At 57.9% G+C, this 13,908-nt stretch carries 12 protein-coding genes; 7 read left to right on the top strand and 5 right to left on the bottom strand.

Annotation, left to right across the window (positions count from 1 at the left end; all coding sequences use genetic code 11):
- The first annotated feature begins 23 nt into the window (after nucleotides 1-23).
- Nucleotides 24-1,394: an aspartate aminotransferase family protein gene (locus tag ACO07T_RS21055; RefSeq protein WP_422051026.1), complete on the top strand. Its 1,371-nt coding sequence runs from the start codon at nucleotides 24-26 to the stop codon at nucleotides 1,392-1,394.
- Nucleotides 1,395-1,477: 83 nt separating this feature from the next.
- Nucleotides 1,478-2,914: an aldehyde dehydrogenase family protein gene (locus tag ACO07T_RS21050; protein ID WP_422051025.1), complete on the top strand. Its 1,437-nt coding sequence runs from the start codon at nucleotides 1,478-1,480 to the stop codon at nucleotides 2,912-2,914.
- Nucleotides 2,915-2,934: 20 nt separating this feature from the next.
- On the opposite strand, the gene ACO07T_RS21045 is transcribed toward ACO07T_RS21050, so the two are convergent.
- From ACO07T_RS21045 to ACO07T_RS21030, 4 genes are all read right to left on the bottom strand, one after another.
- Entirely contained in the window at nucleotides 2,935-4,317 is a 1,383-nt protein-coding gene (locus tag ACO07T_RS21045) for an FAD-binding oxidoreductase (protein WP_422051024.1), read from the bottom strand.
- Entirely contained in the window at nucleotides 4,317-5,831 is a 1,515-nt protein-coding gene (locus tag ACO07T_RS21040; RefSeq protein ID WP_422051023.1) for an aldehyde dehydrogenase, read from the bottom strand. Before ACO07T_RS21040 ends, ACO07T_RS21045 begins: the two co-directional genes overlap by 1 nt.
- Nucleotides 5,828-7,444: a 5-guanidino-2-oxopentanoate decarboxylase gene (locus ACO07T_RS21035; protein WP_422051022.1), complete on the bottom strand. Its 1,617-nt coding sequence runs from the start codon at nucleotides 7,442-7,444 to the stop codon at nucleotides 5,828-5,830. The genes ACO07T_RS21040 and ACO07T_RS21035 overlap by 4 nt, the downstream gene beginning before the upstream one ends.
- Nucleotides 7,445-7,688: 244 nt before the next feature.
- Complete coding sequence (locus tag ACO07T_RS21030) at nucleotides 7,689-8,567, bottom strand: LysR family transcriptional regulator (protein WP_422051021.1); 879 nt, start codon at nucleotides 8,565-8,567, stop codon at nucleotides 7,689-7,691.
- Between the two features lie 93 nt (nucleotides 8,568-8,660).
- On the opposite strand from ACO07T_RS21030, the gene ACO07T_RS21025 reads away from it, so the two are divergent.
- The 5 genes from ACO07T_RS21025 to ACO07T_RS21005 all read left to right on the top strand — a co-directional run bounded on the left by ACO07T_RS21025 (nucleotide 8,661) and on the right by ACO07T_RS21005 (nucleotide 12,881).
- A complete protein-coding gene (locus ACO07T_RS21025; protein WP_422051020.1) occupies nucleotides 8,661-9,740 on the top strand; it encodes an SMP-30/gluconolactonase/LRE family protein in 1,080 nt (359 codons plus the stop codon).
- A 3-nt stretch (nucleotides 9,741-9,743) separates the two neighbouring features.
- Nucleotides 9,744-10,058 carry a muconolactone Delta-isomerase family protein gene (locus ACO07T_RS21020; RefSeq protein ID WP_209065408.1) on the top strand — a complete coding sequence of 105 codons (315 nt, stop codon included), beginning with the start codon at nucleotides 9,744-9,746 and terminating at the stop codon, nucleotides 10,056-10,058.
- A 17-nt stretch (nucleotides 10,059-10,075) separates the two neighbouring features.
- Complete coding sequence (locus ACO07T_RS21015) at nucleotides 10,076-10,471, top strand: VOC family protein (protein ID WP_422051019.1); 396 nt, start codon at nucleotides 10,076-10,078, stop codon at nucleotides 10,469-10,471.
- Nucleotides 10,472-10,719: 248 nt separating this feature from the next.
- Nucleotides 10,720-12,054 (top strand): radical SAM protein, encoded by a 1,335-nt coding sequence (locus ACO07T_RS21010; protein ID WP_422051018.1) that lies wholly within the window; start codon nucleotides 10,720-10,722, stop codon nucleotides 12,052-12,054.
- Complete coding sequence (locus ACO07T_RS21005; protein ID WP_422051017.1) at nucleotides 12,051-12,881, top strand: DUF547 domain-containing protein; 831 nt, start codon at nucleotides 12,051-12,053, stop codon at nucleotides 12,879-12,881. The genes ACO07T_RS21010 and ACO07T_RS21005 overlap by 4 nt, the downstream gene beginning before the upstream one ends.
- Nucleotides 12,882-13,022: 141 nt before the next feature.
- On the opposite strand, the gene ACO07T_RS21000 is transcribed toward ACO07T_RS21005, so the two are convergent.
- Entirely contained in the window at nucleotides 13,023-13,901 is an 879-nt protein-coding gene (locus ACO07T_RS21000) for an isocitrate lyase/PEP mutase family protein (protein ID WP_422051016.1), read from the bottom strand.
- Nucleotides 13,902-13,908 lie beyond the last annotated feature (7 nt).

Here is a 13,908-nt window from a genome sequence, read left to right as displayed (position 1 = left end):
CAAAGCGAAGAAGAGGACATGCCATGACCATTCATGCCAACTCACCCGAAGCGCGTGATATTGCGCATCACTTCCACGGATACACCAACGCCCGCGCCCATCAAAAAAACGGCCCGATGGTAATTGACCGTGGCGAAGGTTGCTATGTTGTTGACAACACGGGGAAACGCTACTTTGAGGCCATGTCAGGTCTATGGAGTGTGGGTCTCGGGTTTTCCGAGCAACGGCTGATTGATGCTGCCACACAGCAGCTCCAGCGCCTGCCATTTTACCACAACTTCTCACATAAATCGCATGATCCGGCGATTGATCTGGCCGAGAAACTCGTCTCCATCGCGCCGGTGCCGATGAGCAAGGTGTTCTTCACCAACTCCGGCTCTGAAGCCAATGATACGGTGCTGAAAATGGTGTGGTATCGTTCCAATGCGATGGGGCAGCCGCAGCGCAAGAAAGTGATCAGCCGCCAGCGCGCCTATCACGGGGTTACCATTGCCGCGGCCAGCCTGACGGGCCTGCCCAACAACCACCGCTCCTTTGATCTGCCGATTGCCAATGTGCTGCACACCGCCAGCCCACATCACTACCGCGACGCGCGGGATGGCGAGACCGAGGAAGAATTTTCCACACGCCTTGCGCAGGAGTTGGAGGACCTGATCCTTGCCGAAGGTCCAGACACAATCGCAGCCTTCTGGGGCGAGCCCGTAATGGGGGCCGGCGGCGTTGTGGTGCCACCGAAGGGCTATTGGGCCAAGGTGCAGGCCGTGTTGAAGAAATACGACATCCTGCTGGTTGCCGATGAGGTCATCTGCGGGTTTGGCCGTCTGGGCACGATGTTTGGCTCTGAAGCGATGGAAATGCAGCCGGATGTCATGATGATGTCCAAGCAGATCACCTCAAGCTACATGCCGTTCTCTGCCATTATGGTGAACGACCGTGTGTTTGATCCGATTGCTGATGAAAGCAATTCCATTGGCGTGTTTGGTCATGGCTTCACCGGCGGCGGGCATCCTGTGGGTGCCGCTGTGGCTCTAGAAACCATCAAAATCATCGAAGAGCGTGACTTGGTGGCAAATGCCGCCGATGTGGGCGCGCATATGCAAACCCGCATGGCGGATCTGGTGGATCTTCCGATGGTGGGCGAAGTGCGCGGCTATGGGCTGATCGGCGCTGTTGAGTTGGTGCATGACAAAGCGGAGAAGTCTCCCTTTAAGGCGCCGGGCAAACTCGGCGCGCTGGTGAACGCGGACCTGACCGAGCGTGGCGTGATTTCACGCAACATGATGGATGCGATGGCGCTTTGTCCTCCGCTGATTTCGACAAAGGCTGAGATTGATCTGGTGATCGACAGCATGGCGGCCTCCATCGAAGCCGTGTCGAAATCCATCACCGGGTAACCCCCGTTTTCCAATCGCTCTCAAGCAGTGACCCGCCCCCTAGCCGGGGGCGGTGCGGAGAGCTGTATCAAAAGGATTTTGATATGCTGAAACACAACTACATTGCCGGTGAATGGGTTGCAGGGATTTCTGAGGCGCAAAACATCAACCCGTCTGATGTGACAGATCTGGTTGGCACCTATGCGCAGGCCAGTCCCGAACAGGTCAACGACGCCATTGCCGCAGCCAAAACGGCGCAGCCCATCTGGGCTGCGATGACGCCGCAGGACCGCGCAGATATCCTGGATCAGATCGGCACAGAGATTTTGGCGCGCAAAGACGAGCTGGGAGAATTGCTGTCGCGTGAAGAGGGCAAAGTGCTTGCCGAAGGGATCGGCGAAGCCACCCGTGCAGGCCATGTGTTCAAGTTCTTCGCACAGGAAGCGCTGCGGGTTGAAGGCACCTATATCGACAGCCTGCGCCCGGGTGTATCGGTCGATGTGCGGCGGGAGCCTGTTGGGGTGGTTGGCCTGATCACGCCATGGAACTTCCCGATCGCCATTCCTGCGTGGAAAATGGCACCGGCGCTTGCCTTTGGCAATTCCGTGGTGATCAAGCCAGCCAGCCTGACGCCGGGCAGTGTTTGGGCCTTGGTCGAGATCATTTCGCGCACGGCAATGCCCGCCGGGGTGGTGAACCTTGTGATGGGGGGCGGCGCTGCTGTTGGCAATACGATCTGTGAGTCTGCGGATGTGGCAGCTGTCTCTTTCACAGGGTCCGTAGGCACGGGCGCGCAGGTGCGTGAGATTGTTGCCGGGCGCGGTGGCAAGGTTCAGCTTGAGATGGGAGGCAAAAGCCCGCTGATCATTCTGGATGATGCTGATCTGGACGTGGCAATCAACTGCGCAATCTCAGGATCCGTGATTTCTACGGGTCAGCGCTGTACCTCAAACACGCGCATCATCTGTACGCCGGGCATCCACGATCAGGTGGTGGAGGGCATGGCCGTTCAGGCGCAGGCTCTCACGGTTGGTCACGCGCTGGACCCCAGCAGCCAGATCGGCCCTGTTGTGGATCAAAAGCAGCTTGATACCAACCTGCGTTACATCGACATTGCGGATGCCGAAGGCGCTCAGCGCCTGTGCGGCGGGGAGCGGTTGGAGCGCCCACAGGACGGATTTTACATGTCGCCGGCTGTGATTGCGGGATGTACCAACCAGATGCAGCATGTGCGGGAAGAGATTTTTGGCCCGGTGGTCAGCGTGCTGCAGGCCGACGATTATGATCAGGCGCTTGCCATCGCCAATGACAGCGAATTTGGCCTGTCCTCCGGGATTTGCACCAAATCTCTGAAGTATGCTGAGGCCTTTAAACGCCAATCTGCGGCAGGCATGGTGATGGTCAATCTGCCCACGGCGGGCGTGGATTATCATGTGCCGTTTGGGGGCCGTCGCGGATCGTCTTATGGATCTCGCGAACAGGGGCGCGCTGCGGTGGAATTTTACACCACAGTGAAAACCTCTTACACTTTGGCTGTTTGAAAATAAGCTCTGCGCGGGGTTTACCCGCGCAGTCCGTCCAGACATCCGGGATTTAAGGTTGCTTGAGGATCAATCAGCGATTTCAGATCAATCGGAAAGCCATGCCCAGCACCAAGGTCACGCGCCAGCTTGGCTTTCTTGCGTCCCAAGCCGTGTTCAGCACTTAGAGTGCCGCCCAGTTCGAGAGCGAGCTTATAGACGCTGTATTCCAGGGTTGTGCGATCAGCCTCCGGTGGCAGTGTCAGGTTAAAGTGGATGTTGCCATCCCCCAGATGCCCAAATGCGGAGACTTTGGCGGCAGGCTCTATCTCCAGCACCAGCGCCTGCGCGCGGCTGATGAAATCAGGCACGCTTGGCACAGGCACAGCAACGTCATGTTTGAGTTGCGGCCCGGCCAGACGCTGGCCCTCCACAATGGCTTCGCGCAGCAACCAGAACGCCGCCCGCTGGTTTTCGCTGGTGGCCAGCACGCCATCATGCGCCAGACCCTGTTCAAGAGCGGCTTCAAAGATCTGCATCATCTGGGTTTCCAGTGTCTCTGCGGTTTCGCCGCTCAGCTCCAGAAGAATGGACCACTCCGGCATCGGATCCAGCGGTGGTTTGACGCTGCTGACATGTTCCACCGCAAAGGCCACACCCTGACGCGGGATCAGCTCACAGGCATCAAGGCTGCCTCCAGACAGGCCTTGCGCCAGATTGCAGAGCAGGGGCGCATGAGACAGATCTTGCAGAGCCAGCAGGGCCGCGACCCTTGCTTTGGGGCGTGCAACCAAACGCAGGGACGCTGCCGTGATGATGCCCATGGTGCCTTCAGACCCGATAAACAGGTGTTTCGGGTCTAGTCCCACGTTGCGTTTGCGCAAAGTGCTCAAATCACTCCAGATTGTGCCATCCGGAAGCACAACTTCGAGCCCAAGCACCAGATCGCGCATCACCCCATAGCGTAGCGCCATGATGCCGCCGGCATTGGTGCTGAGCAGGCCGCCGATTTGCGCTGTGCCTTCGGAGCCCAGCGACATGGGGAACAAACGGTCTGCCTCTTGCGCCGCGTCTTGCAGCGCGGACAGCACGCAACCGGCCTCCACAACAGCCGCATTGGTATCAAGGTGGCGGATACGGTTCATCCGACCCAGTTGCAGGATCACCGCTGGTGTTTCTGTAGCTGGCGCGGCACCGCCCACAAGGCCGGTATTGCCACCCTGTGGGATCGCCGCCACGCCGTGTTGGGCACAAAGCTTGATGGCAGTGCTGACTTCTTGAGTGGTTTGCGGGCGAACAACGGCCAAAGCACGACCGGGAAATTCGTTCAGCCAGTCGGTTTCATAGGCTGTCTTCGTGTCGCTGATGGTGAGCGCAGCAGCGGGGAGCGCCGCGCGCAGAGCGTCCAGAAAAGACGTCTCCATCAGCCCGCGCGCCCGGGAGACAGTTGAATCCATGTGGTCTTGAGTTCCGTGTATTTATCGAGTGCGTGCAGGGATTTATCTCGCCCGGAGCCGGATTGTTTGAACCCGCCAAATGGTGTGGTCATGTCGTCGCAATCATAGCAGTTCACATAAACCAGACCGGCACGAATCTGTTTGGAAACCTGATGTGCCACGGACAGATCATCAGTCCAGACGGCAGAGGCGAGCCCATAGACCGTATCATTGGCGACACGCACCGCCTCAGACACATCATCAACCGTGATGACAGAGAGCATTGGCCCAAAAATCTCTTCCTGCGCGATGCGCATGTCGTTGGTGACATCGTCAAAGATCGTCGGGGCTACATAGCTACCCCCAGCGACAGGAGACTTGCGCTCCCCACCAGCGATCACACGTGCGCCATCCTGATGGGCGGTGTCCACAAAGCCCATGACCCGTGCGGCATGTGTCTCATCGACCAAGGCGCCCATGGTTGTGTTCGGGTCCAGAGGGTTGCCCGGGATAAACTCGGCGGCCACGGCCTTCAGGGTTTCAACAACCTCGTCACGCACGCTGCGCTCCACAATCAATCGGCTCGGGCAGGTGCACATCTCACCCTGATTGAAGAAGGCCGCCTCAGCAGAGACACGGGCGGCATGGGCCACATCGTGACAGCTCGACAAGATCAGGTTGGGGCTTTTTCCGCCCAGTTCCAGCCCGACTTTCTTCAGATTGGACTGCGCGGCATGTTCGCTGAAAATCCGGCCAACACGTGTGGAGCCTGTGAAAAACAGCCCGTCAACATCCATATGCAGCCCAAGCGCACGGCCAACTTCGGGCCCCATGCCAGTGACAACGTTGAACACACCTGGCGGTAAGCCCGCCGCAAGCGCGAGATCTGCCAGCCTTAGCGCGGTGAGCGAAGATTGCTCTGCCGGTTTCAGCACCACCGAATTGCCGGTGGCCAAAGCAGGGGCAACTTTCCACATGGCCATGAGCATCGGGAAATTCCATGGCACAACAGCCGCCACCACTCCCAGCGCTTCGCGGGTGACAAGAGCAACCACGTCTTTTGCCGTTGGCGCGACCTCGTCATAGACCTTGTCGATGCTTTCCGCGAACCAGCTGACACAATCCACGACCGCCGGCAGATCAATATCCACACTGTCAGAGATCATCTTGCCCATATCGAGCGTTTCCAGGAGCGAAAGCTCTTCACCGTGCTGTTCAATCAGCAGCGCGAAGTTCTGCAAGACCCGCTTGCGCTCGGCAGGGGGACGATCCGCCCAGACACCACTGTCAAAACTGCGACGTGCGGCCTGCACGGCGCGTTCAACATCTGCATCTCCCATCCGCGCGATCTGCGCCAGCTGGCGGCCATCCATCGGGCTGTGTGAGGCAAACACCTCGCCAGACAGCGCATCAACCCGCTGACCATCAATCAGGCCCCGCCCATCAGGCGTGAGGGCGGCGGCTTTTGTGGTCCAGTCACTTAGGGTAAATGGGGCTGTCATGCGCGTGCTCCTGCGTCAAAAAGATCCTCAACGCCCAGGATCAGAGTGCTCTGCTGTGTTTTTTCGGTGTTGGCAATCGCTTCAATCATCTCCGCTTCGGAGCGCACACGTATGACGTTCCAACCGTAGGCTTTGCCAATCGCCGCAAAATCGGGCGACTTCAGATCTACGGCGATGGGGCCGACATTGATGTCATTCATGAAGTTGCTGATTTCCAGATAGCAGGCATTGTCCCAGAGGATCATCGAGATCGGGATGCCGGCTTCGACGGACATGGCCATTTCCGTCAGTGTGAACTGCGCGCCGCCGTCACCGGCTATGGCCACCACCGGGCGGTCACCGGCCGCGATTTTGGCTCCGATTGCCGCGGGCAGGGCGTAGCCCAGCGTGCCAAATCCGGTGGCAGAATTGAACCAGCGCCCGCTGGCCGGGATCGGCAGAAGATCATTGCCGGCATAGACAGGCTGCGTTGAATCTCCCACAAACACTGCATCGGGAAGGGCGTCCCAGAGGCGTCCAAAACTGCGCGAAACATCGGCATAAAGCGGCGACAATCCCTGCTCTACAGCCGTGCGCACCGTTTCAATCTGCACCGCCAGAGGATTGGCTCTGGGGGTGTCAGGCAGCCGGTCAGCGATCTCATTCAATGCGGCACTGGCATCCGACAAGATTTCAAGATCAGCTGGAATATTGCGTTTGAGTTGTTTGGCATCAATGTCGATCCGCATCAGCTTGCCACCCGGAACAAACGGGCCTTTGGCATAGACATCATAATCCGTCTGCCCAAGTTCGGTTCCCACCGCAATGGTGAGGTCAGCCTGCGCCACAAGCTCTCGCACGGCTTCCATGGAAGGGGAGGCGTTGAGCGCTAGAGGGTGATCCTTCCCCAGCACACCGCGCGCGCCTGTGGTGGTGACTACGGGCGCATTCAGACGTTCTGCTAGGCGCTGCAGGGCGTCCGCTGCACGAATTGCGCCACCCCCGGCAAGGATGATGGGTTGCTGTGCGGCGTTGCACATCTCTGCACATTTTTGCGCCTGCGATGGGGCAATATAGGGTGGTACATTTGGTGTGCGCGGCGCAGGCAGGGGCAAATGGCTTGCATCGGCACCCATCAGGTCAAGTGGGATCTCAATGTGTACCGGGCGGGGACGGGCGCTTTCAAAGACGGCATAGGCGCGCTCAAGCACAGACAGGATGTCATCCGCACAGGTCAAAGTATGAGAGAACTCCGTGACCTGCGACATCAGCGCTTGCTGGTTAGGCAGCTCATGCAGACGCCCGTTGCCATGGCCCAGATCACGTGTCGCATTGACGCCAGACAGCACCAGCATGGGAATGGAATCCGCATAGGCCTGACCGATACCGGTGATCGCATTGGTCAGGCCCGGGCCGGTGATCAACAGGCATACACCGGGCTTACCGCTCATCCGAGCATAGCCATCTGCGGCAAAGCTGGCGCCTTGTTCGTGGCGGGGAGTCACATGTTTGATCGAACTTTTGGTCAGGCCGCGATAGAGCTCTGCTGTATGGACGCCGGGGATACCAAAGACATGGTCCACGTCAAAACGCTCCAGCAGTTTGATCAGATATTCACCTAGGGTTATAGCCACGTCGCTTGTCCTTCCAGTTCCGTCTCCCCGGCGCAAATAATACCAACACCGAGCGCTGGTTCTGCCACTAAAGGTTGGAACGAAAGTTTCAACCATATGAAATGGTTTGCGTTGGGTAGCGTGTTTGGCGGGGGTTGTCGGTTAATTGCAGCGTTTGCGAAGGCACTGCCACTTTATCGAGATTAGGGGGAGATCGGTTGGGGCCGCGTTACAAACTGTCATTTCGTGTGCACTAGAGCTCAGTTTACCCAAAGCAGCTCGAAACAAATTTGCCAAAGGCATCCGTTTTTGAGGCAGATCGGGCCTCTGGCGGGTAGACGAACCAGATCGGGGCATCTGGTTTCCAGAGCGAGCCTGGCGAGACCTCTACCAAACGTCCTTCCGCAAATTCATTCTGAACGGCCAAGCGGGATTTTATTGCAAGACCAAGGCCTTGTGAGACAGCTTCTGTTAGTGTGTCCGAATTGGAGACTAGCATACTGCTCCGCACCGTTGCATCTTTCCGTTTGCCTTTTGCATCCTTGAAAGCGATCCGCGTCTGCCAGGGCAGACAGACCCAAGGCAGATCTACGGTCGCCTCAATATTCTGCGGTGTTCCATGCTGCGCTAGGAACTCAGGTGAAGCGCAGATGATGCGATGGTTGTCGCTGAGCTTGCGGGCAATCAGCGAGCTATCAGACAAATCCCCGACCCGCACCGCACAGTCCTGCCCCTCTGCAGAAAGCGCCACAAAACGATCCACCGCGAGAAAATCAAAAGTCAATTTGGGATGTTCCCGTTGAAAAGTCGGCAGCGCGGGCAGAATGAAACGGGATAGTATCCACGGCGACATCGTAACGCGGATATGGCCGGTCAGCTCGGCTGAGCCGCTGCCCGCATCGCGCTCCGCCTGCGCCAGATCTGCGAGGATGGCCTCTGTGCGATCAAAGAAGATCTGTCCTTCGTCAGTCAGTTTCAGCATGCGGCTGTTACGGTGAAACAGCGTCAGCTTGAGCGCGGCCTCAAGTTTATTGAGCCGATGGCTGGCGGTGGCGGGCGATATGCCAACCCGCCGCGCACCGGCTGTGACCCCGTTTGCATCAGCGATGGCCACAAAGGTCTTGAGATCGTCAATGGAGTACATTCGAAATCTTCAAACGCTAGTTTCAGATTATAGCATATTTATCTGATTTATTCGATTGCGCTACTCCAATGTCAAAGCTATGGAGGAGAGAAAATGAAACATCTGTTGAGTGCCGCCAGCGTGGTCGTCATTTTATCAAGCCCGCTCGCCGCGGCAGGGCTGGAAACCTATCTGGAGTTTCCCAAGGAGATGCCACCGGGCAATCTGGCGATTGGGCCGGACGGCCGGATGTTCATGTCAGTGCACGAGTTTTACGGCCCGGAACTGCGCGTTGTTGAGGTCATGCCGGATGGCAGCACAAAGCCCTACCCAACCGAAACCTGGGCCCGCGCTCCTGAAGAGGATGGCGACGGCTTGCGGGGCGTTTTGGGACTGCGCGCGGATCGCGAAGGCATTCTCTGGATGCTTGATGGCCAGGGCGAGGGGCAAACCGGTCGTGTTGTTGGCTGGAACACCAAGACCGAGGAGCTGCATGCGATCTACTATGTCGGGCAGCCCGCCGCGCGGCCGACATCATTCCTCAACGATCTCGCCATCGACCGGGAGCATGGCGCGATTTACATCTCCGATACGGGTGACGGCGCGAATTCTGCGGTGATTGTGATCGACATGCACACCGGGCGTGCCCGGCGCGTGCTGGAAGGCAGCGCTTTCACCGTGCCGGAAAATATGCCGATGATCATCGACGGTCGCGAGATCAAGCTGGGCGGCAACCCCGCCAAGATCGGCATCAACCCTATCACCATCGATCCGACCAACACCTGGGTCTACTTTGCGCCGATGACCGCGTCCTCCATGTACCGTGTGCGGACAACCGATCTGCTTGATGCGAGCCTGAGCGATGACGACCTCGCAGCCCGCGTCGAGAGGTACGGAGACAAGGTTATCTCGGATGGGTCTACCGTGGATGCGGATGGGAATGTCTACATCACGGCGATGACAGACAACGCTCTTGGCGTCACAAAGCCCGATGGCACCTATGAAGTGCTGTTCCAATCCGACGAAGACCTGCCCTGGCCGGATGGCTTTTCGATGGGTGTCGACGGCTATGTCTATGCCACCATCAACGAATTGCACCGCTCACCGGTTCTCAACGGTGGCGAAGACGCCTCGATCGGCACCTATCGCATCGTGCGTTTCCCGGCGCTCGGCACGGCCATCAGCGGGAGGTAAAGGATGCTGTATCGACTGGACTTCACGGTGGAGTATGACGCCACTTTGCAGCAGCAGGGCCTGTTGGGTGTCTGGGCAGAAGAGGCTGAAGCCGCGCTTGGTGCCAAATCGGCGGGCGTCGTGAAAGACCTGTGGAAAGTGGTCGGAGAGCGCAAAGTGCTGGCGATTGTTGATGTCGACACGCCAGATGCGCTTGATCAGATCCTTTTTGATCTGCCGATCATGCAAAAGATGGGCCACCACGTTCAAGTCGACGTTCAGTCGCTGCGTCGCTACGAAGACTTCGCAGCAGACGTCAAAGACCGCATCGGTCGCTGAAGCGAAAGGTATCTTTCATGGCAAAAATGGTTCACTCCTGTATCCGGGTTCTGGAGGATGACAGGTCGATTGCGTGGTACAAATCCGCCTTTGATCTGGACATTGTTGATCAGCTCGATTTCGAGAGCTTTCGCCTCACGTATCTCGCAAACAGAGAGAGCGGGTTTGAGCTGGAGCTGACGCTCAACAAGGACCGGACCACACCTTATGAGCTTGGCGATGGCTACGCGCATTTGGCTTTTGTCGTGGAAGATGTCGCCGCCTATCACAAAACTATGATCGCAAAGGGGATCGATGTTGGTGAGCTCGTCGAATTCGCACCTGATGGCGAACTGGTGGCGCGGTTCTTCTTCGCCACCGATCCGGACGGCTATAAGATTGAAGTCCTGCAGAAGGCCGGGCGCTTCAAATAAACCGGGGTGCAGGCGCATTTTAGGTGCGAGACCGCAAAACAAGATGCGCCTGTATACCGCCCCTTACGGGGCCTTTGGGCCGCGCGATAGTGCAAGTGCTTTCCACAGCTCGCTTTCCATCCTCCGCACAGCTTCCACCCACCGGCAAGCGCATACAACTGACCTGAACTCTCCGTGAGGCAGGCTATCTCAGCAGAGTCCGCAGCTCTAAGCTTCAGGAGATTGCACGCCACGGGGCTCTGGACAGAATGCAAACATCACCCAAACCAAAAGACGCTCGCAAACCGCTTCGGGAGGGGTTGCAGGCCGCCGGGCAATACGGTGCGCTTCAAACAGCGGGGCGTTTTTATCCGGTCGCCTGTGTCGCCTTGGAAATCACCCAGAAATGCAATCTGGACTGTACGCTTTGCTACCTGTCAGAACATGCGGAGCAAGCCCGTGATGTCCCTCTGGTGATCCTCTTCCAGCGCATTGCGATGGTTCATGCGCAATATGGGGAAGGCACCAATATACAGATCACGGGGGGCGACCCCACTTTGCGCGCTATCGAAGATATCGAAGCCATTTGCAAAGAGATCAAGCGTCTGAACATGCGGTCCTGCCTGATGACAAATGGCATTCGCGCCACCCGCCCGCGTCTTAAGCGCTTGGCTGCGGCGGGACTGAACGATGTGGCCTTTCACGTCGATCTGACACAGGAACGTCAGGGGTATGACAGCGAAATTGCGCTGAACAAAATCCGGGAGAAATATATCGCAAGGGCGCAGGGGCTCGGTCTGCGCATTCTCTTTAACACAACGGTTTATGAGGGAAATCTTGCTGAAATACCTGCGCTTTGTGCGTTCTTTAAAGGACAATCCAGGCATTTGGCGTTGGTGTCTTTTCAGATGCAGGCGGACACAGGGCGCGGCACGGAAGATAAGCGTCGCACGTGGCTGACCCAAGATGTGCTGTCAAAGCAGATTGGCAAAGGCTTTGGCGTGGCCTTCCCCTCAAAGATCGGGATCGGCCATTCTGGCTGCAGCCGCTATGATCATCTGGCCATCGCAGGTGACACCGCCGTCTCGATCCTTTCAGACACGCAACTGGTCAAACGCGCCATCAGCGCGCTGGAAGCCGCAGACACCGATGAACACGCCGTGGCCAATTCACGCAAAAACTGGCGCAAGGCCCCGCTCCATGATCCCGGCCTGATCCTACATGCGGGCAAAACACTCCTGAAAGTTTTGTGGCGCCTCAGATCGGGGCTGTTGTCCAGCCGCCGCGTGCCTTCGAGGATGAGTGTCGTGCTGCATTCTTTCATGGATGCCAAAGCGCTGGAGCCTGAGCGTTGCGCCTCCTGCGTGTTCATGGTCGCCACAAGTCAGGGGCCTGTGTCCATGTGCGTGTTCAATGCCGAAAGGGATGCTCAGCTCTTTGCCCCTGTGGCGCTTGAGCATGGCACACAAAAGCTGTGGTGGAGCGCGGCCACCGGTGAGCTCACTGAAAATCCGGTAGAGGCACGCCCCGAGGTGCCAAAATTCAAAAACATGAAAGGCCGGCAACGCGCCAAAGCCGCCGGTCAACGGGAGCATTCCACATGATGCGCTACCTACTTCTCCCATTACTTATGCTGCTGGGTGCCTGCGCCAGCATAGAGCGTGTGGCCCTGCCAAAGCCGACACTCCTGTCGCCGAGCTTTGCAGTGGCTGAAGACACAACACGCGCGCGCGTCGATCATACCGCTTGGGATGGCTTTCTGGGAACATATGTCCGTCACGATGCGCAAGGCATCAATCGCGTGGCCTACGACGAGGTTACCGATGTCGACCGCCAGAAACTGCAGGGTTACCTTGCGGGCCTCGAGCAGACCGAGGTTGAGGCTCTGACGCGAGAGCAGCAGCTGGCCTTCTGGATCAACCTCTACAACGCGGAAACTGTGGAGGTGATCCTGCAACATTATCCGGTCACGTCCATTCGTGACATCACCGACGGGGCCTTGTCTTTTGGGCCATGGGACCGTCCGGTCACAACGGTTGACGGGCAGGTACTGACCCTCAATGATATCGAGCATCGTATCATCCGCCCGATCTTTAAAGAACCACGCATCCACTACGCATTGAACTGCGCCGCTGTTGGATGTCCGAATTTGATGAACCGCGCCTGGCGTGCCGCCACGCTTGAGCGTGATCTGGAGGCAGCAGAGCGCGCCTATGTCAACGACGACCGCGGTGTGCAGGTTGGCCCGAACGGCGCTTTAACGCTTTCCAAAATCTACATCTGGTTTCAGGAAGACTTCGGCGCAAACGAAAGAGAGGTCTTGGATCGCCTGCAAAAGGTGGCAGATCCAGAACGGGCAGCGGCAATCTCTGTGCGCAATGGTGTGAGGCGCTACGCTTACGACTGGTCGCTGAATGAGGTTGATCGGTGAGCGAAAGGCCACCTACGGGGAAACGCAAAGTTTTTCGGCTCCGTGACCTTGAAGAAGTTTCAGCATGCTTGGATCAAAGCGTTTTTCAACATGTGCGGCTCCGTTCCGACAGAAACGGAGCACACATGACACGCGCAAACATCATGTCTCGCGCGCAGAAGACGCATAGCGTGCGGAAGCCACATAGTAGTCCTCAAACCCAATCCGTTCGCGGAGTTCGCTGAATGTCATCAGACCCGGGCGGCGGTCTTCTCGCATAGCCTGCAGGCAGCTCACCATGGCCTGCATGGCGCTTGCCATGAGTGAGAGCGGGTAGGCGGCGATGGAATAGCCGATGTCTTGCAGGGCTTCGTTGGGCAGATCAGGTGTTTCGCCACCTTCAACGATATTGGCCATATGGGGCAGCGAAGAAATGGCGCAGATTTCCCGCATTTCCGCTTCACTGCGCGGTGCTTCTACAAAGAGAATATCGGCGCCCAACTTGGCAAATTCCTCTGCGCGTGCAAGCGCTTCTGGCAGGCCATGTTCGTGGCGCGCGTCCGTGCGTGCCAGAATAAGGATGTCGCTTCCTTGCGAGCGGAGCTCTTCACGGGCATCGACCGCAGCGCGGATGCGATCAAAGGCTTCGCCACGTCCCACCACCGCTTTGCCGGGCGTGTGCCCACAGCGTTTGGGGGCCAGTTGATCTTCAATCATCACTGCCGCACAGCCTGCGCGGGCAAAGCCTTTCACGGTGCGTTTCACGTTCATCGCGTTGCCATAGCCGGTATCGCCGTCGCCGATCAGGGGAATGTTGACCGCATCCGCAATATTGCGCGCCTGATCGACCACTTCGCCATAGCTCATAAGGCCAAGATCCGGCTCGCCGATGCGGCTGGCTGATGTGGCGAAGCCGGACATGAACGTCAAATCATAGCCCTCTTGCGCAATCAGCTTTGCGGATAAAGCGTCAAAACAACAGGGCATGATGTGGCATCGGTCTTCGGCTAGAAGCGCTCGGAGCTTTGCGGCTTGGGTCATAGAGAGG

The sequence above is a fragment of the Shimia sp. genome (assembly GCF_965227725.1).
GTDB lineage: Bacteria > Pseudomonadota > Alphaproteobacteria > Rhodobacterales > Rhodobacteraceae > Shimia.
This window is presented reverse-complemented; position numbering and strand designations above follow the sequence as displayed.